Raw genomic sequence first — 18,138 nt, forward strand, 5'->3', positions numbered from 1 at the left:
GGCAGTAAGGAGAACATGATGCGTAACATTATTACCCCTGATGTGCTGAAAACCATGATCCCCCGGGAATATGAGGACTGGCGGGAAGGTGGCGAAGATTTACGCCGCGAACTGACCCATGCCGTGATGCGTGACCTTGACTGTCCGGCTCACTGGGACCTGAACGGCGAGTACCGCAGTGAGTTCGGCGGTTTTTTCCCGGTGCAGATCCGTTTCACGCCATCCCACGGCAATTTCAGCCTGGCAGTGTGCAGTCCCGGTGATATCAGCCCGTCCTGGATGGTGGTGTTTATTCCTGCCAGTGGTCGCCCTTTCTCTGTCATCTGCACGCTGCCAGCCTGGTCGCCGGAGGTTATCAGCCACACGTTGAGTCTTGTCGCCCGCCTCGATGCCGATGGTTACAGTCAGGCCAGTATCATCAGCGTTCTGGCGATGGAGGGTACATTATGATCCCGGCAAACCTGTCACTGGTCCCTCTGAGTCATGAGCGTCGTGCGATAATGCAGGCCATCGCAGAGGTGGAAGCAAAATACGAGCGCGGTATCGGTGTCGCTGAATTTCCCTATGCCCGCACCTTTTTCCGCATCCTGAACGGCAGTAAGCGTGTCACCGTAAAGGATATCGGCTGGTTCTCTCCAGGGCTGACGGCTCAGTCGCTGCGGGGAAATAAACAGGACTGGCTGGCGGCGATCGACCGGCTGATTGAAAGTCGTGGCGCATGTTGCTGGTTACCCCTGTCGCTTTCTGATGGCTGGCGACTGTTCCCGGAAACGAAGTTTCAGATGCAGGAGCGTACCCGAAGGCACAGTGAACAGGGCGCTGAAAAATACACCCGCCAGCGCCGAAAAGAGGCGTGCCAGCGCGAAATGGCGTATCAGGCGCTGGCGGGGCAGGCGGAAATTGAGCTGGCTTTTCATACCCCGGAAACGGTCAGCAGCTGGAGCGCACGCTGGTCGGGTACTGAACTGCGCCAGTACGACCTGGAGGAAATGTTCTGGCGCTGGAGTGAGCGTTTTCCGTCACTGGCATCGATGGAACGCTGGATGATGGCGAATCAGCCATTCTGGAGTGTGATGGTGGAGTCTGATGCTCTCGCTAAAGAAAGCCCGGAACCGGTCAGACAACTGGAGCGATGGATGGTACCCAACAAGCTGATACACCGGAGCCATGCATGAAGTGGCGTTACTCGTTGCGCTGGAGACTGCCCCGGACACCATGTCCCGGCCCGCAGGAACTGGTGTCAGAAGTGGTGGAGGCCGGGAAGCCTGCTCCTGAATCGGTGATGGCCCGCTGGGTGGCGGGAGCAGGGTATGCGGTATGTGTCGATTTTCTGGATGAAAGGCAGATAAGACGCTGGAGTGATGAACGAAAAGCGGCTGCCCGCAGGCGAAATCTGGAACGTCGCGTGAACCGGATTGCGCCATTGTTTGCTGATGAATTTATCAGGCGTGAACTGGATGCTCGCCCGGCGTATTTTCAGGGAAAAACCATGAATATGCCTCCCAAAGGAGGGGAGTCATGCTGAAGGTTATGAGCCGTATGGTCAGACAACGGATTTACATCTGTTAAAACACTTTTGGTAAGGAAAAACTATGACTCACTTATTTGTTTATCTCGTTATCGCTTCATCTGTACATGGTGGCAGCAGCTGGAACGTAACCCCTATGCCTAATATGGATGTTTGCAATCAGTTCAGCGAAAGTATCACTAAACCCCGGGATTTGACCTTAATTTCCCCCGGGCAAGCCTGGTTCGCTGTGTTGAGGTAAAGACTGATAAGCCTGTTAATCCGTAATATCACATGAATGATCGATATTTTTCCTTCACGATATACGGTCAGCAGGGGACAAGAGGGAATTTAAAAGAGGCAATTTTTATATGAGATACTGGATACTGGTTGTTCTGCTAAATGGATTGTTTGCGCTGGTCATTCACTTTGCCGCGCCGGAATTGTTCGGAAGTACTGAGCATTATGTCGGCGCTGGGATCTGTGCTCTGATAGCGATAGTTATTACCTGGCGAGATCCTCCAGGGATGCTGGACAACGTGCTCTTATTTCTCTTTAAGTGGGGAATTGTGGCTTCAGGTCTGGCGTTTTTTTTCTGGGGTATCGGATACAAGCTGGAATTCTGGGGAAATCATAACCCCGATGAAGTTTTCACCAGCGCTTTTGACATCCTTCTGCCAAATCTGGCATTGCTGAGCGGTATTGTGATTCTGGTTAGTGCCTGGATATCCTGGAGGCAAAGGTAACAAATAATTCGCCAGAATGAGGGCAGGAAAGTAAAAGAGCAGTGGTGCCTGCGGCACGACTGCTCTTTTTTTTAACCTTCATTCTTTGTCATACCCGGGTGAGTATCTCCCCGGAAGAACGGACTCTTCCAATTGTGATGGTTGTTGTCTGTATTACTTTTTCAAATTTACCTGCTGTCGGATGGGGTTACAGGCCATAACTGAGGGCGACTTCCCTTCGGGAACCGGGGCTGTCATGCTTCGCACCGAGCCAGCTGCGCTGTCTCTGCCCGGCCCCTGCGGGGCAGCGGGTTTCCATCCCAGGCTGTCGCAACTTCAACATCACGCTTACAGCATCCGTAAACGGATGCGCCGCTTTTCACCATGCCGGCGATAAGACTGCCGTCACTCTGAGGGGCAACGCCGTTTCGCGCCAGCGCTTTACGTCGTTGCAGCGGAGCCCTGCTCAGCTTTGCCCCGGTGCGTTTCCCCCGTTTAAGTCCCTTTCGCCGGGGCTGAGACAAGCACAGTCGTCATCATCTGTCCAAGGTAAATGGCACGCGGTAAACCGCGCCCTGGACAGCTGCCGCCGCCCGCGCTCGTTTACGCCCTTGCGGCGAAGGTTCTCAAACGGGTGAAGGTAACAACCAGGGGAACAGAGCAGCAGGTCCCCGCGAAACGTCAAAACCGCGGCTCCCGAAACTCAACGGGTGATGGTTAAAAAAACAAAACAGAGGGAAGCAATGATGAACACACAAAACGTCAGCATCAAAATCGCCGCTCAAAAATCATCCGAACGATGGGGTTCAGACCCAAAAGCGCGTCTGGACTGTGTTATCGCAGAACAGCGTTCGTACCTGGCTCAGCTGTGCCAGGTCTGGAATCTTCAGTTGAGCCAGAAAGACGAGGCCGAGCAAGTCCTGCGCCTTCTCAGTCTGATGAGTGACAACGTTCACAAGGAAGGCGTGTTGTGCTGGGAACGTTCATATCCGCTGGTTTCGTTCTATGTCGTACAGCCGTGGTTGCAGGCTAAAGATCATGCCATCTGCTTATACGGCGTTATCGGACGTGAGGCGTGGGAAGTCGCGCGAAAAGACCTTTGCAACAACATTAATTTTGCTCAGGCCATGATGCGCCTGGAAGAACGTTAATCGGCATCATTCACGGCGGCAGGGTATGTTGCCATCAACAAAAGAAGGAGAACACCATGCATTTACACCTGACTGAATCTTCCGCTGTGCCGGGGATGCAGATCACCGCTGAGGCTGAGCGGACCTACTGGCTGAACCGTGAACAGGCGGCGGTGAAAGCCCCTGCTGAAATCGACGTACACGCTTTCCATGATGCGCTGGGGCTGATGTACCCGATGAACTGGCGAAGCAGTGAGAACGGTGAGTGCGAAACCTTCATGCTGGCAGAAATGATCTGCGGCAACGTGACCGAAATTTATGCACGAATCGGTATCCGTTATTACCGGATGCGTGACTACAGCAACCTTGACCACGCGGAAATTCTGGCCCGCGTTAAGGAGGTATCAGACAAGAGCCAGAAATGAAAAAAGCAGGCATAAGCCTGCTCATTCCACGCCGGATGACACACCCGCAAAAGTTTGCATCCGGCATACGCAAAATCAACATGGAGATTAAACCATGCAATTTGACCCGCAAATCGTCGCACAGGCGAACGCATTTGTAAATGCCCTGCGCAGTGGTAAACGCGCCCGTGTTCCGGCCTTAAAACTGGAGCACTGGCAGCAGTTCATGACAGTGGTATACGCTGGCCTCGGCCTCGCGTGATGTGAAACCTGCCGTCCCTTCGGGGACGGCATTACAGGAGATTTTCATGTCACAACTGAGTTTTGTCGATGTCTTTGATATGGCCAGAGAGAGCGCAGGCGGTTGTTGTGTCACTCAGGATGCGGAGGCTGGTAACGGGTATTTCCCGTCTGTTCACAGGCTGATGAGTGCACAGCACAGCCGGAGCCGCTTTATCAGCGTGTTCAGGTCCACAGGCTGCCATCTTCGGCGCTGGGAAGTGTTCAGCGATTTTCTGGCGCTGGCAGCCAGTGAGCTGGATATGGCCCGGATAAGAACGCCGGAGAGTATGGCGCACTGTCGGAAAATTTGCGATCGCTACACCACCGCCGATATTGAGAACATGAACGAAATGTTCAGCCTGATGGTGTGTGCGCTGGAGGCAAAATTTCATGATTTTCTCGGCGCGATTTTCATGGAGCTTGAACTCGGAGATAATTTTCGCGGGCAGTATTTTACTCCCTATTCCGTACAGTGCCTGATGGCGCGCCTGCTGATGCCAGGAATTCAGGACACCATCCGGCGGGAAGGAATAGTGACAGTCAGTGACCCCGCCAGTGGTGCGGCGGGAATGCTGATTGCTTATGCGGAGTGTCTGCTTGAAGCAGATATCAATCCTTCCTGGCACATGTTCGGCAGTTGCATCGATATTGATCCTGTGGCGGCTGATATGGCTTTTATCCAGTTGTCACTGCTGGGTATTGCTGCGGAAGTGGTGACGGGTAACACACTCACTATGCAGTTTAACCGGGTGCGGTATACGCCAGTGTATTACTTCAACGACTTTGAAAAACGTCTGTCGGACCTGAACCGACACAGGGTTATGCTGGCATTTATGCGTGGACTATCGGATGCCACGTAAGTAACCAGAAGGGCAGGGGATAACCTGCCCGACTGCTGTCAAAGGCCGCGCGCCTGCGGCGCAGGGTAATACCTGCTGCGCTACACGCCGCACATATTACTCAGGCGCGTAATTGTCATATTATTATTTATTCCCGCCTGTAACCTCTCATCCGGCATTCTTCTGTTTGTCTTTTTTGGTATTTATTTATTGTATTTAAAATAATAAATATCAAACCGGGCGACTTCCCTGACGGGAACCGGGGCTGTCATGCTTCGCACCGAGCCAGCTGCGCTGTCTCTGCCCGGCCCCTCCGGGGCAGCGGGTTTCCATCCCAGGCTGTCGCAACATCAAAATCCCGCTTGCTGCATCCTTTAAGGATGCGCCGCATGAACCGTGGCGGTAATAAATTCCCACCACTTTAATGGCCGGAACGGTAATTCGTCTCGCGCCGATTTTCCGTTCCGGGTTGTGTGCATTCTCCCTGAGTATATATCGCCAGATTTCATCAATTCGCGGAGGGCTGCTTTTAGCATCAGCCAGGAATAAATAAAAGGGTGTATAAACGCTGCGCGCCCTTTTATTTATTCCTGGCAGCTGCTCATCGCCCTTTGCCGCTCAGTGATGAAGTCGAACGATTTAATAAATCCATAAGGAGAAAACCAGAATGCACACAATTAACGTCAAAACCGCCACTCGTGAATCAGCCGAACAATTTAAAACAGATAAATTCCAGCGCTATTGTGTAATCGATGATAATGAACGACTTGATTTCATCCCTGCCCTCTTTTTTACACCAACCGCAGACAATATGATCGCCAGCTGGTTACGCCAGCATTCAGATTATGATGGCGGTTTCTGGAACTACTGGATCATTCCGCAGGGTGTTGGTGGAAATGTGGCACCGAACAAAATTATCTTCACTACTACACAAACCGGATATATCGCACCTGCAGGAGAACGACGATATAACATGTGCATTCCTGGTAATTATTTTGAATCAGAGGTCAGTGCCGATGCTGCCGGAATTATTGCAACGTTGATGATAATGAACTGGCTGTCCTGGCAAGCAGCCGATATGGGGACTGAATATGCGAAAGTCTGTAAATATCTTGTCGCCCGTCAGGATGCCCTGAAGGATTATGTCAGTCTTATTCAACATCCGGAACGTGGATTGATATGGCGGGCTATCGATTAAAAGAGGTGCGTCACTCTGGTGACGCATTTTTTTTGATGGCGACATAAATTGCCTGAATTTCTTTTGCATATTGCAGGCGCTTTTTCTCCTGTACTTCCGTTTCACGAAATCCTGCATTATAAGCCCCTACAGCCCGCCATGAGTATCCCCAGCGTTTAAAAGCAATGGCAAGGTAGTAAGCGCCAGTGTAAATGTTCAGGCAACTGTCAGTATAAAGTTGTTGGGGAGTGATCCCGAACTGAGCCAGATGCGAAAAATTTTGTGAGTGTATTTGCATCTTGCCGACAGCATATTCGCTCTGTGATACAACGTTGAGCGCATTATCACGCCAGGACGACTCACGGAACGAAATCGCCCGTAACAGATCCGGCTCGATCCTATAATCCCTGCCCGCCATTTCAAAACAGTCCTGCGCATTAACAGAAAACGTTATCGCCAGTAGCCCAGTAATCAGAGTTTTCCTCACGTCAGCTATTCCTTATTACCTTCTTTTTAGCCAGAGTGCCATTTTTCATAAAAAACGGCAATGCCCGGAAATACTGAATTCTTCCTGGCTGACATATTTCTGTATGCCTGCTCCTTAACATCAAAAACCCACACCCGTCGCAAGATTTAATCTTGCGTGATTATCCTTTGTTTTCAGTGTGTTAGGGTAATATTGTTATCGTTATTCTATGTCCGATATATATACTATATTCACATGCAAATCTTTAGTGAATCGTAAAGGAGTCGAATCCAGATTCATCTACGAATCAGACCACTAAATTAAGACAAATTTAAGGATTCGAATCTGGATTCGAATCCTTAAATTCGGTATAACAGATTCGCCTGTATGAAGTTGGTGAATCCAGACTGACTCTAATAAAATAAATGACCGATTCACATGTGACTCTTGATAATCATATAAATTTAAATTTCTAATAAGGTTTTTGAAATGCCAAAAATACAGACTTATGTGAACAATAATGTTTATGAACAGATCACCGATCTCGTTACCATCAGGAAACAGGAAGGCATAGAAGAAGCATCGCTTTCCAATGTATCTTCTATGCTGCTGGAACTGGGCCTGCGCGTCTATATGATTCAGCAGGAAAAGAGAGAGGGGGGCTTTAATCAGATGGAGTACAACAAACTCATGCTGGAAAATGTTTCGCGGGTACGAGCTATGTGTACAGAAATTCTTAAAATGAGCGTCTTAAACCAGGAGTCGATTGCCAGCGGTAATTTTGATTACGCCGTTATCAAACCCGCTATTGATAAGTTTGCCAGAGAGCAGGTCAGTATATTTTTCCCTGATGATGAGGATGATCAGGAGTGAACCTGGTTTCATTTCTAAAAGCCGGAATCATTTCCCTGATTCCGGCTTTTTTTTGGTCTCTTTAAAAATATGGAATCTTTACATTCGCGTTAGCGACTCACGTCACATAAATCTGGCTCTTTGAATGTTCTGGTGGATTTGAAACGTCTGGTCGCTATTATTAATTTATCTAAGCCAAATGAGGGTGTAAAAAATTTAAAAGCCAGCAATGATGAATAACTCCACCATGTATTAACAATTGCAATAGACCTGTTCATTGCTTGTGGGATTCTTTTGTCTTTTTTCAGGAGGCCTGGATGCCTGTTGTTGACCCAGCACGTTTTATGTATGAACGTAATCATTTTCCATCCTTGACAGATAAAGAGTTTGAAACGTTAGTTTTATACTGTCAGATGATGAATGTTCAGATGGTTGCTGATTATCAGAATCGTAAGCCTGATGTAATCATTAAGCATTTGAAGAGTTGCAGACAAAAAATTGGTGTTGAGAGCGACTTTGAGCTTTACTTCATAGTAATAAATAAGTTTGTTAACTTTGAGAGAGTTTTTCCAGAGTTAACATCAGAACAGATAAATATTCTGGCTGCATTTTCCTTCTATCCAAAAAGGTCAACAATTGCCCGGCGTTTTGATATATATCGGTGTGATATATATGATGAGCTAATTAAAATCAGGAACAACCTCGGCATTGAAGATTTGGAGTCTCTCAGGATGCTTTTTTTCATGAAGATTACAGTTTTTTTGTAAATTTTAAGTGTCTATCTGAGTGCTTATTGGTGCCTGTTTTTTTGATTTGGCTCAATCTTTATTCCGTTGATTTTGTGAATTAAATCACCTTTTGGAAAATAATATGTTGTTTTTTCGGTGAAAAATAAATTTGTCCCAAACCCTTGAATGGAGGAAATTGACTCTATCTAATATCCCTATCGCAAATTAAAACAGGTAGCGAGTGATGAAGGAGCCAAAATCTAATATCAGAAAGCTAATTAACATTGGTGGGTTAATTGGCAAGAAAGTGAATATTAGCTGTAGTCTGGATGAAGCCATTGATGAACTATTAATGGAGAGTGCACTTAGGAGTGGAAGAACTAAAAAAAGAGAAGCTGAATTAAGACTGGAGGATCATTTACGCAGATTTTCTCTCGTGCCTACTGAAGAACAGTATATTGAAAAAAAAGTGGATTAATACGTTAAGTCTTCTGTTTCAGAATCATTAGCCCTGTCTGATGGTTCTGTGCCGGATTGACTTAACCAGTCAATACCGTTCTGGGTGTTTTATTGAAATAACTTAAATGGAGCTTTTATGAATTTATCCTTTGCAAAAGGCGGCCTCCCCACGCCTGTCATAAACCATGCATGGCAGTACTGCCAGATGGCATGGCGTCGTGTGGCCAGTAAAAAAGCGCTGTCCCGTCTGGCTGCGCTGTCTCCGTTGCTGTTACTCGGTGTGGGACAGATGGCTAATGCAACAGACCTGCTGGCCGGGGGTAAGGATGATGTGAAAGCCACCTTCGGTGCCGACTCATTCGTCATGATGTGTATCATCATCGCCGAACTGATTGTCGGTGTGGCGATGTATATCCGCACCAAGAACCTGTTGATTCTGCTGGGCCTGGTTGTGGTTATCGTCTTCACTACCGTCGGTCTTACCTTCATCAACTGATATGGAGGGAAACGATTTAGACAAATACCGTTTCCCGAAAACCCTGTCAGAGCAGAATCGCATTATTGGACTGCCCCTTGATGAAGCTATCCCCGCAGCGGTTGTTTTGCTGTGGGGATTTTTCACCAAGAAATATTTATTCAGTCTGATTATTGCGGCAGTTATCTGGCAACTGATCAGGGCGGCGAAACGCGGAAAAAGCTCCCGCTGGTTATACAACTGGTGTTACTGGTATCTGCCCACTGAATTATTCCGGGTTGTCTACCGCGTTATTCCCGATTCCAGTTTCAGGAAATGGATAAAATAAATTATCGCAGGGCCATATTATGGAAATTAGCGCTCGTAATTCATCCACCAAAATTATTGCCGTTATTATTCTGTCGCTCACGACACTGGTCTTTATTCTGGGCTTTGCCGTGGCATGGCTGGCTGTGACCAACAGAGCACTCATCCACGAGCAACGTACAGTCGTCACACCGATGACCTACAACGCGCCTTTTGTGGTATCCGAAACGAAAGCCGATACCGAGTATTTCCGGATGATGACGCTGTCCTTCCTGGCCCTGCGTCTCAATGTCTCGCCTGAAACGGTCGATTCCAACCACGCTTTTCTGATGTCTTTTGTCGAACCAGAAGCCCGGGAGGAATTTAAAAAAGTCCTCCAGGAAGAGGCTGCACAGATTAAAGCCAATGATGTGAATTCCACGTTCTACACCACAGAAATCAATGTCTATCCCGTTGACGGCCGCATCGATGTTCGTGGTGTGCTGAAAATGTGGATTGGTAACTCTAAGCCTTCCACGGAAATAAAAACCTACCGGCTTCGTCTGAAGTACATAGGAGGCTTTACCCGTATCGGCCGGTTCTATGAGGTGACCAATGAAAAATAACCTTCCGGCGTTATTGTTTGGTACAGCCATGATGGTCGTTGTGCCCCCGGCTGCGCAGGCACAGTCACCTGCCACGATCAGCCTCCCACAGGGCGGGCAGTTCCGGCTGAGTATCAGCAATACCGATCCCAACATGATTTTTATCCCTGGTGACAAAGTCACCGCCATCACAGCACCTGGGGGAATGCTGGCAGACAAGCGACTGACGACGGCCGGAGGTGTGCTGTTCACCTCAGTAGCCACACGTACGTTCACGATTTTTGTAGAAACTGCGCTGGGCCAGACCTTCTCTGTCGTGGCCACGCCGGTGAAAGGTGAAGGTCGCGTCTATCGACTGATGAGCGCAGAACCTCCCTCACGGCCTAAAACCCGTAAATGGGAAACCGCTCAGGCTTACGAAAAGCTGCTTATCAGCCTTAACCGTGCCGTGCTGACGGGCGACATACCTGATGGATACGGCGAAGTAAAACCTCTTTCTGACGGTATTCGTTTCCCCGGTGGTTTTTCTGTTACCCCCCTGAAAGCCTGGGCAGGCGACCAGTTGCGTGCCGATCGTTATGAACTGCGCAATGCCAATTCCTGGGGAGTGGCGCTGCGGGAGCAGGACTTCTGGAAGCCCGGCGTTCGTGCCGTGATGTTCGATAACAACGCACAGACTTTGATGGGCGGAGGAAGAATGACCGTCACCGTTATCCGTGAAAACGGGGAGGGTGAAGATGGCCAACGTTAATAAAGTCGTCCGCCGTCGTCAGGTTGCCCTGCTTATAGCTCTTGTTCTCGGGATTGGTGCTGGCGGTGCCGGGACCTGGATGGTCTCAGAGATGAACCTGAAGAAAGCGCCCCCCGCCAAAGTGCCAAAAGGAGAACCCGCGCCAGATATGACGGGAGTGGTCAATCAGTCCTTCGATAACAAAGTCCAGCGTTCCGCCATTGCGGAAGCACAGCGGCTTAACAAGGAAACGCAGACAGAGATTAAAAAGCTGCGTACTGAAATGGGGCTTGTCAGCCGCGACCTTAAAGGTAGTCAGGATCGCATTCGTGAACTGGAAGACCAGAACCAGTTGCTACAAACACAGCTTGAGGCCGGGAAGAATTTTGACTCTCTCAGTGCCGAACCTCTGCCGGGGGCGCTGGCATCTCAGGGGAAACCTGCACCCGCGGGTAATGTTCCACCCCCGACCAGTTTCTGGCCAGCAGGCGGCGGACAGGCCCCGGCTGCACCGGTGATGACCCCCATTCAGCGTCCGGGAATGATGGACAGTCAGGAATTCAGTCTGCCGGATACCGGGCCGAAAAAGCCCCGTTTCCCGTGGATTTCTTCAGGCAGTTTTGCTGAAGCGATCGTGGTGGAAGGGGCTGATGCCAATGCGTCCGTTACCGGTGATAAAAACACCGCCCCGATGCAGCTGCGTCTCACCGGCAAAGTTCAGATGCCTAATGATGAAGAGTTCGATCTGACTGGTTGCTTTGTGACCCTGGAGGCATGGGGGGATGTTTCCAGTGAACGAGCCATCGTTCGTAGTCGCTCAATCAGTTGCAAGCTGGGTGATGACGACATCGACCAGAAGATTGCCGGTCATGTGTCCTTTATGGGCAAGAACGGCATTAAGGGCGAAGTGGTTATGCGTAACGGCCAGATCCTGCTGTATGCAGGCGGCTCTGGCTTCCTGGACGGGATCGGCAAGGGCATTGAAAAAGCCTCATCCACTGCCGTAGGCGTCGGCGCAACTGCCAGCATGAGCGCCGGCGAAATCGGCCAGGCAGGATTTGGCGGCGGAGCCAGTTCTGCGGCCAAAACACTCTCCGATTACTACATCAAACGTGCCGAGCAGTACCACCCGGTTATTCCGATTGGTGCTGGCAACGAAGTCACGCTGGTTTTCCAGGACGGCTTCCAGCTCGAAACACTGGAAGAAGTGCGTGCGAAAGCGGCTGCACGTAAGAAACAAAATCAACCTTCTGCCTCATCCACGCCAGCTGCCATGCCGGGTAACACGCCGGACATGCTGAAGCAGCTGCAGGACTTCAGGGTAGGGGACACCGTTGATCCGACGACTGGACAGGTCGTCACACAGTAAACGGGGCCGGGAAACCGGCCACAACGACACAATCCGGAATAGTTAGTGCCCTGGACGACGAAAAAGGGATGGGCGGTAGCGTGTCCGGGCACATACACAGGAAAGAGTGATGGCAGACGTACTGGACCAGTTGCAGGAGCAGGAAGACCTGATTCACAGGCTGCACATTCAGGCGGTCAGACAACAAACAGTTAAGTGTTAAAGGTGACAGCCTTACCCGGTGTGAATGTTGTGGAAACCGTATTCAGGAACGGCGTCAAAAAGCGATATCTGGCGTGCGTACCTGCACTGAGTGTCAACGGGTACTGGAAATTCGGGAAAAAAATTAACAGAGGTGAACGATGGGAAGCCGAAAAGCCAATTTATTACTTTTGCGTGATTTCAGCGACCTGACCAGGCCGGAGTTAATTGCCCGGGCTAAACAGCTGGATATCCTCCGGGCCCGGGTGGCGTATACCCATGACAATTTTTCTCCCCGGCAGCTAAGGGCTTTTGTCCTGGCCACTCTGATGTTGTTCATGAGCTACGTGTTAACGGAATCCATCCTTTTCAGTAGCGTTGCCAGTCTGATAACAATCATCGGGGTACTGCATTATTCCCGGTTACCCATGACATGGCACACACAGCTAAAAGATGGTATCTCCCGGTTCGAGAGTCTTCGAAGTTCTCCGCTTCGTCAGATGGATGAAGCGGATGCCCATTATGACTGGCATTACGCCTCTTATTGTCTGGCTGCTGAAATCCAGCTTATTTACTCCGCGCTTTCGCAGCCAGCCAGACCCTTCAGCGCATAATTTTTCAGGAAATATCAATGAAAAAAATCACACTTTTGCTGGCAGGCAGCGCCCTGCTGTTATCCGGTTGTGCCGGTGTCAAAAGCAGTTTCGACTGTGATGCCACAACGTCTGATACCTGTATGACTATGACGAAGGCTAATCAACTGGCCCGGGACAAGGCGGCAAAACAGGCGGGAAAGCCGGCTGCGGGCGGACTGCCTTCCCTGGTTAATCTTCCGTCCACCTCTACGGCGGCGGTTCCGTCTGCATCCCGTTCCGTCGTCAGTGTCCCTTCCGGCGCGCGGGTAACCAGCAACAGACCCGCTGTATCAGCTAGCACCGCAACAGGTATAAGCACGAACGCCGCAGCGTCAACACTGACACCCCGTCCGGTTGCCGTAACGCCGATAACACCTGTTTCACGCACAAATGTGTCCGCAGTCACTCCGGCACCCTCATGCCAGAGCGTGCGTTGTGACAATCCAGGCTCCGTGCACCCACAACGCAGCCAGGACCAGATAGCCACGGTCTGGATTGCGCCCTGGGTGGATAGCGATAACGCCTTCCATCAGCCCGGTCGGGTGTCCTTTGTGGTCAGTCCTGCCGACTGGGTTCTTCCGGCCCGGGTAAATTAAGGAGTTTCGGGTGAAAAAATTTCTGAACGTACTGGAAAATCTGCAGAACGCTTTCCGGATGCCGGATGGCGCGTCGGAGATGACGCGCAACCTAGCCAGTCTGGACTTTCCGCAGCTTACCAGCGTCCTGCCATACCGTGATTATGACCGTGACAGTGGGCTGTTTGTGAACCGCAGTACGGTGGGTTTTCTGCTACGTGCAGAGCCCCTTATCGGCGCTAACGAACAAATTGTGTATGTGCTGGAAGATCTCATCAAAAGCAAGCTACCGCGTAAGACGCCGATATCATTCCACCTGGTATCCAGCAAGCTGATCGGTGATCAGCTTGACCGAGGCCTGTCTGAGTTCCGCTGGCAGGGGAGGCATGCTGACAAATTTAACCGTATCACCCGGGCATATTATCAGCGCGCTGCGCAGCAGCAGTTCAACAGCCCGACCGGCCTGCCGCTGACCCTGCGTGATTATCGTCTGTATATTTCTTACTGCGTGAAGGCGAAGAAGCGGACGGCGGCCGTGATGACGGAAGTCGCTCATACCCTGAAAGTGCTGCGTTCCTCTCTGGACGCGGCAAAAATTTACACGCAGGCGGCCGATGACCAGGAGCTGGCTACGCTGGTTCACGGGATGCTGAATGCCCGTCATGATCAGTTGTACCCGGATGAGGTTCGTGTCGGCAAATTTGATGAGCTGCATCAGCGCTGTGTTGACCAGCGTATCGGTATCGATGTGCGTCCGGATGATGTTCTCATTAGTCTTGCCGACCGTCAGGGCAGCGTAACCTCCACGCGGGCTATGAACTTCATGCTGGAGAACAACCCGGATATGTTCATGCTGTGGATGGGGGGGGATAACCTATCCAACCTGCTCAGCCCGGACCTGACCATCGCCAGCCCGTTCGTCATCACGATGGTGATGGAGGCCGAAGACCAGGTGGCGACGCAGGGGGAAGCCACGCGCAAATATCTCGACCGGGATAAAAAAGCAAACTCTCCCTATGCGACCCTGTTTCCCGGCGTGGCAAAACAGGCTAAAGAATGGAAGGAAATCCGCGAGCATCTTAACAGCAACCAGACCTGTATTGTCCGCTATTACTATAACGTCACCACGTTCTGTCCGGATACGGATGAGGATGCGCTGGTCTGCGAACAGCAGGTCATTAATACCTTCAAGAAGAATGGCATCGATCTGTTTTCCCCGACCTATATGCAGTTCCGTAACTGGATAGCGATGATCCCCTTCATTCATGCGGAAGGGCTCTGGGAAGACATCAAAATGGGCGGGGCCACGTGCCGGGCCGAAAGTATCCAGGCCGTGAATCTGCTGCCTGTGGTAGCCGACAACAGGCTGTGTCAGGGAGGATTGTTGACGCCGTCCTACCGCAACCAGCTGGCGTTCCTCGATATCTACGGGGACGGAATGGGTAACACCAACTACAACATGGCGGTCACCGGCACCTCGGGGGCAGGCAAGACCGGTCTGGTACAGCCTATCCTGCGCAGCGTGCTGGACTCCGGCGGTATTGCCTGGGTGTTTGACATGGGAGACGGCTACAAATCGTTCTGTGAGAACGTGGGTGGCACGTACCTTGACGGTAAGTCACTCAAATTCAATCCGTTTGCCAACATATCCAGTATCAATGAATCAGGGGAACGGATTCGTGACCAGTTGGCTGTGCTGGCAAGCCCTAACGGTACGCTGGATGAAGTCCATCACAGCCTGCTGCTGCGCGGGGTACAGGAAGCCTGGGAAGCACACAAGGAAAAAGCCCGAATTGACCACGTCGTCCAGAAGCTGACGGCCATCCGTGAGGATGATAAATACCAGAACTCGCCGGGTATCACCAACCGACTGGATGAAATTATCGAACTGCTCGGTAAGTACTGCTCCTGGGGAATTTACGGCGAATACTTCAACAGCGACGAGCCGTCACTGACTGATGATGCCCGCTTTATCGTCCTGGAGCTGGGTGGCCTGCAGGATAAGCCTGATCTGCTGGTTGCGGTGATGTTTTCCCTCATCATCTACATCGAAGACAAAATGTACCGCACGCCGCGCAGCCTGAAGAAATGCTGCACCATCGACGAAGGCTGGAAGCTGCTCAACTTTAAAAATGAGAAGGTCGGTCAGTTCATTGAAACCGGCTACCGTACTGTACGCCGCCACCGTGGCGCGTTCATCACCATCAGCCAGAACATCAAAGACTTTGACGCCGATGATGCTTCCGGAGCTGCAAAAGCGGCCTGGGGTAACTCTGCCTTCAAGGTGATCCTCAAACAGGATGCCTCTGAGTTTAAGCAGTATAACCAGAACCGTCCCAACCAGTTCAGCGAGCTGGAGCGCAGTGTTATCGGCAAGTTCGGTGATGCCAAAGACCAGTGGTTCTCCTCCTTTATGCTGCGCATCAACGATACCTGCAGTTTCCATCGTCTCTTTGTCGATCCGCTCAGTCGCGCGATGTTCAGTTCAAAGGGTGATGACTTCGAGTTTATCCGCCAGTGCCGGGAACAGGACATGGATATCCATGACGCTGTATACCAGCTGGCACAACGTAACTTTCCTGATGAGATGCGCGAACTGGAAGCGCTCGCGGAGGCTGCATGACCACTGTTCAAAAACTTACCCCTGCTCAGTCTGAATCCACTCTCACTTCCGATAACGTCAGGAAGGGGATAAACATCACAACGGGAGGACACAGGCGGGAGCAACGTCGCCGTCGTTGCCTGCTCAATCTGTTACTGGTCGCTGCCACCATTGTGTGTATCAACGCGGCAGTAACGACGCTGCTGATTAGCTGGCGTACGCCGACGGTGGTGTCCTTTGATATGAAAAAAACGCTGGATCAGTTCACTGAACAGGCCAGCGCTCAGTCACTGGATGAGGCTCAGACTAAGGCTCTTACCGAACGATTTATGACCAGCCTCAATGCGGAGCTGCAGGACTGGCAGCGTCGCCATGATGCACTCATCCTGGTGACGCCAGCTGTGGTCAGCGGGGCGGGCGACATCACTGATGAGATTCAGACCGGGGTGGCACACCGAATGGCGGCGGGAGGCGGCAACTGATGAAAAAGGGGCTGCTGGCACTGTTGCTGATTTCCGGCGTAGCACAGGCAAAAAATCTGGGGACATGGGGGGAAATGTATCCCATTGCTGAGCAGGACATGCTCACTACCATCCAGACACGCCTGAAGGCAATGGAGGCCAGTGGAGAGATGGCCCGTGAGCAGGAAGCATTCAAACAGCGTGTCATTGAAAACACGCTACGTCCCAGGCCGGTTGAAGGACTGACACTGGCGCAGGAGAACACCACGCACTATATCGATCCGTCCCTGACGGTCAGTGAAGATCTGAAAGACCATCAGGGGCGGGTGTTCGCCCGTAAAGGACAGGTGATTAACCCGCTGGATACGGTGCCGTTCACCGATACGCTCTATTTTATTGATGCAGATAACCCGCAGCAGCTGGCATGGATGAAGGCACAGAAGCCCGGGACACTGACGTACCGCGTCATTCTGGTTAACGGGGATGTCCGTGAGGCCACGAACGCCCTCAATACCCGTATCTATTTTGATCAGGACGGCTCACTCTGCCGGAAGTTTAAGCTGAAAGCTATCCCGGCCCGGGTTACGCTGGCAGAAGATCGCCGCCGTCTGCGCGTGGACACGTTCGCCCTGGATGCGCCGGAGGTGAAGCCATGAAACGTTATCTGGCCGGGCTGGGGCTGATGTTGCTGTGTCTGACCGGGATGAGCGGCACGGCACAGGCGGCTTCAGCAGAATGTGAGGGGAATTTTGTTAACCCGATCACCGATGTCTGCTGGGAGTGCATCTTTCCGGTGACCATCGGCAATGTGCCGGTAGTCAAAGGTCGCCAGCCGGACACGCCGAACCCGTCGATGCCCATCCAGTTCTGCCCGATGGGCATTCTGTATCGGGTGGGGCTGGCCATTGGCTACTGGGAGCCGATGGCGCTGACGGACGTGACGCGTTCACCGTACTGCATGGTGAATCTGGGCGGGTTCAATATCAATATCGGTAACGTCGGCAGCGGGACCGGAGGACAGGAAAACCGCGCAAATCCCGGCGCGTTCTACCATGTCCACTGGTACAAATATCCGCTCACCTACTGGCTCAACATTATCACCTCGATGGGCTGCCTTCAGGGCGGCGACCTGGATATTGGCTATCTGTCCGAGCTGGACCCGATGTGGGACAGCAGTTCGCTGAGCATGATCATCCAGCCCGAAGCCATTCTCTTTGGCAACGTTATTGCGCAGGGGGCCTGTGCGGCAGACGCCGTGGCGAGTCTGGTGGGGAAACCCATTGATGCCCTGTTCTGGTGTGCCGGTAGCCAGGGCAGCATGTATCCGTTTAACGGCTATGTCTCTAACGAATTCAGCCCGCTGCAGACCTCTTTACTGCTCAGTGAGCGTATGGCGTTCAAACTGCACCGTCAGGGCATGGTGATGAACAGTATCGGTGAAAACACCTCCGTGTGTTTTGAATATCCGTCCCCGATCATCCCTAAAAGCCGCTGGCGGTATCACCTGGTTAATAAATACCCCGATGCAGGCCAGTGTCATCCGCTGGGCCGCAGCGTGACCCGCTGGGAAACCGGCAAAAACATGCCCAATGACCGGCGTAACTTCGGCTACCTCTTCTGGCGCAAACGTAATTGCGTATTCCTGTAAGGAG

At 51.5% G+C, this 18,138-nt stretch carries 24 protein-coding genes and 1 pseudogene; 24 read left to right on the top strand and 1 reads right to left on the bottom strand.

Features of this window, described 5'->3' with window-relative positions; all coding sequences use genetic code 11:
* Positions 1–15 precede the first annotated feature (15 nt).
* From psiB to HV237_RS24945, 9 genes and pseudogenes are all read left to right on the top strand, one after another.
* Positions 16–450 carry a conjugation system SOS inhibitor PsiB gene (gene psiB, locus HV237_RS24905; RefSeq protein ID WP_086538015.1) on the top strand — a complete coding sequence of 145 codons (435 nt, stop codon included), beginning with the start codon at positions 16–18 and terminating at the stop codon, positions 448–450.
* Complete coding sequence (locus HV237_RS24910) at positions 447–1,175, top strand: plasmid SOS inhibition protein A (protein ID WP_032430829.1); 729 nt, start codon at positions 447–449, stop codon at positions 1,173–1,175. Before psiB ends, HV237_RS24910 begins: the two co-directional genes overlap by 4 nt.
* Complete coding sequence (locus HV237_RS24915; protein WP_020833567.1) at positions 1,172–1,525, top strand: hypothetical protein; 354 nt, start codon at positions 1,172–1,174, stop codon at positions 1,523–1,525. Before HV237_RS24910 ends, HV237_RS24915 begins: the two co-directional genes overlap by 4 nt.
* Positions 1,526–1,878: 353 nt before the next feature.
* Positions 1,879–2,253: a hypothetical protein gene (locus HV237_RS24920; protein WP_020833566.1), complete on the top strand. Its 375-nt coding sequence runs from the start codon at positions 1,879–1,881 to the stop codon at positions 2,251–2,253.
* Positions 2,254–2,975: 722 nt separating this feature from the next.
* Positions 2,976–3,383, top strand: coding sequence for an ammonia monooxygenase (locus HV237_RS24925; RefSeq protein WP_223290845.1), 408 nt, complete (start codon positions 2,976–2,978; stop codon positions 3,381–3,383).
* 56 nt (positions 3,384–3,439) lie between these two features.
* Complete coding sequence (locus HV237_RS24930) at positions 3,440–3,787, top strand: hypothetical protein (protein ID WP_032430827.1); 348 nt, start codon at positions 3,440–3,442, stop codon at positions 3,785–3,787.
* A gap of 94 nt (positions 3,788–3,881) precedes the next feature.
* Positions 3,882–4,028, top strand: coding sequence for a hypothetical protein (locus HV237_RS24935; protein WP_001159045.1), 147 nt, complete (start codon positions 3,882–3,884; stop codon positions 4,026–4,028).
* A gap of 46 nt (positions 4,029–4,074) precedes the next feature.
* Positions 4,075–4,908, top strand: a complete 834-nt coding sequence (locus tag HV237_RS24940) for an N-6 DNA methylase (protein ID WP_032430826.1) — start codon at positions 4,075–4,077, stop codon at positions 4,906–4,908.
* A 590-nt stretch (positions 4,909–5,498) separates the two neighbouring features.
* A pseudogene (locus HV237_RS24945) lies at positions 5,499–6,085 on the top strand (antirestriction protein).
* A 10-nt stretch (positions 6,086–6,095) separates the two neighbouring features.
* Here HV237_RS24945 and HV237_RS24950 read toward each other — a convergent pair.
* On the bottom strand, positions 6,096–6,551 hold the full coding sequence (locus tag HV237_RS24950; protein WP_032430824.1) for a transglycosylase SLT domain-containing protein: 456 nt from the start codon (positions 6,549–6,551) through the stop codon (positions 6,096–6,098).
* Between the two features lie 468 nt (positions 6,552–7,019).
* Between HV237_RS24950 and traM the strand changes: the two genes are divergently transcribed.
* The 15 genes from traM to traU all read left to right on the top strand — a co-directional run bounded on the left by traM (position 7,020) and on the right by traU (position 18,134).
* Complete coding sequence (gene traM, locus HV237_RS24955) at positions 7,020–7,403, top strand: conjugal transfer relaxosome DNA-binding protein TraM (protein WP_015062650.1); 384 nt, start codon at positions 7,020–7,022, stop codon at positions 7,401–7,403.
* Between the two features lie 296 nt (positions 7,404–7,699).
* Positions 7,700–8,149: a helix-turn-helix domain-containing protein gene (locus tag HV237_RS24960; RefSeq protein WP_020833561.1), complete on the top strand. Its 450-nt coding sequence runs from the start codon at positions 7,700–7,702 to the stop codon at positions 8,147–8,149.
* A gap of 205 nt (positions 8,150–8,354) precedes the next feature.
* Complete coding sequence (locus HV237_RS24965) at positions 8,355–8,588, top strand: TraY domain-containing protein (protein WP_032430823.1); 234 nt, start codon at positions 8,355–8,357, stop codon at positions 8,586–8,588.
* Positions 8,589–8,705: 117 nt separating this feature from the next.
* Positions 8,706–9,065 (top strand): type IV conjugative transfer system pilin TraA, encoded by a 360-nt coding sequence (gene traA / locus HV237_RS24970; RefSeq protein ID WP_032430822.1) that lies wholly within the window; start codon positions 8,706–8,708, stop codon positions 9,063–9,065.
* A gap of 1 nt (position 9,066) precedes the next feature.
* Positions 9,067–9,372, top strand: coding sequence for a type IV conjugative transfer system protein TraL (gene traL / locus HV237_RS24975; RefSeq protein WP_000398849.1), 306 nt, complete (start codon positions 9,067–9,069; stop codon positions 9,370–9,372).
* A gap of 19 nt (positions 9,373–9,391) precedes the next feature.
* Entirely contained in the window at positions 9,392–9,955 is a 564-nt protein-coding gene (traE, locus tag HV237_RS24980) for a type IV conjugative transfer system protein TraE (RefSeq protein ID WP_032430821.1), read from the top strand.
* Positions 9,945–10,685, top strand: a complete 741-nt coding sequence (gene traK, locus HV237_RS24985) for a type-F conjugative transfer system secretin TraK (RefSeq protein WP_032430820.1) — start codon at positions 9,945–9,947, stop codon at positions 10,683–10,685. Before traE ends, traK begins: the two co-directional genes overlap by 11 nt.
* Positions 10,672–12,033, top strand: coding sequence for an F-type conjugal transfer pilus assembly protein TraB (traB, locus tag HV237_RS24990; RefSeq protein ID WP_032430819.1), 1,362 nt, complete (start codon positions 10,672–10,674; stop codon positions 12,031–12,033). The genes traK and traB overlap by 14 nt, the downstream gene beginning before the upstream one ends.
* A 242-nt stretch (positions 12,034–12,275) precedes the next feature.
* Positions 12,276–12,362, top strand: a complete 87-nt coding sequence (locus tag HV237_RS26285) for a hypothetical protein (protein ID WP_223290847.1) — start codon at positions 12,276–12,278, stop codon at positions 12,360–12,362.
* A 12-nt stretch (positions 12,363–12,374) separates the two neighbouring features.
* Positions 12,375–12,827 (top strand): hypothetical protein, encoded by a 453-nt coding sequence (locus HV237_RS25000; RefSeq protein WP_032430818.1) that lies wholly within the window; start codon positions 12,375–12,377, stop codon positions 12,825–12,827.
* A gap of 17 nt (positions 12,828–12,844) precedes the next feature.
* Positions 12,845–13,444, top strand: a complete 600-nt coding sequence (gene traV / locus HV237_RS25005; RefSeq protein WP_047715683.1) for a type IV conjugative transfer system lipoprotein TraV — start codon at positions 12,845–12,847, stop codon at positions 13,442–13,444.
* A gap of 10 nt (positions 13,445–13,454) precedes the next feature.
* Positions 13,455–16,046, top strand: a complete 2,592-nt coding sequence (gene traC / locus HV237_RS25010; protein ID WP_032430816.1) for a type IV secretion system protein TraC — start codon at positions 13,455–13,457, stop codon at positions 16,044–16,046.
* On the top strand, positions 16,043–16,507 hold the full coding sequence (gene trbI / locus HV237_RS25015) for a type-F conjugative transfer system protein TrbI (RefSeq protein WP_032430815.1): 465 nt from the start codon (positions 16,043–16,045) through the stop codon (positions 16,505–16,507). Before traC ends, trbI begins: the two co-directional genes overlap by 4 nt.
* Complete coding sequence (traW, locus tag HV237_RS25020) at positions 16,507–17,142, top strand: type-F conjugative transfer system protein TraW (protein ID WP_032430814.1); 636 nt, start codon at positions 16,507–16,509, stop codon at positions 17,140–17,142. Before trbI ends, traW begins: the two co-directional genes overlap by 1 nt.
* Positions 17,139–18,134, top strand: a complete 996-nt coding sequence (traU, locus tag HV237_RS25025) for a conjugal transfer pilus assembly protein TraU (protein ID WP_032430813.1) — start codon at positions 17,139–17,141, stop codon at positions 18,132–18,134. Before traW ends, traU begins: the two co-directional genes overlap by 4 nt.
* The last annotated feature ends 4 nt before the right edge of the window (positions 18,135–18,138 follow it).

Source organism: Citrobacter sp. RHBSTW-00570, assembly GCF_013739755.1.
Lineage (GTDB): Bacteria > Pseudomonadota > Gammaproteobacteria > Enterobacterales > Enterobacteriaceae > Citrobacter > Citrobacter braakii.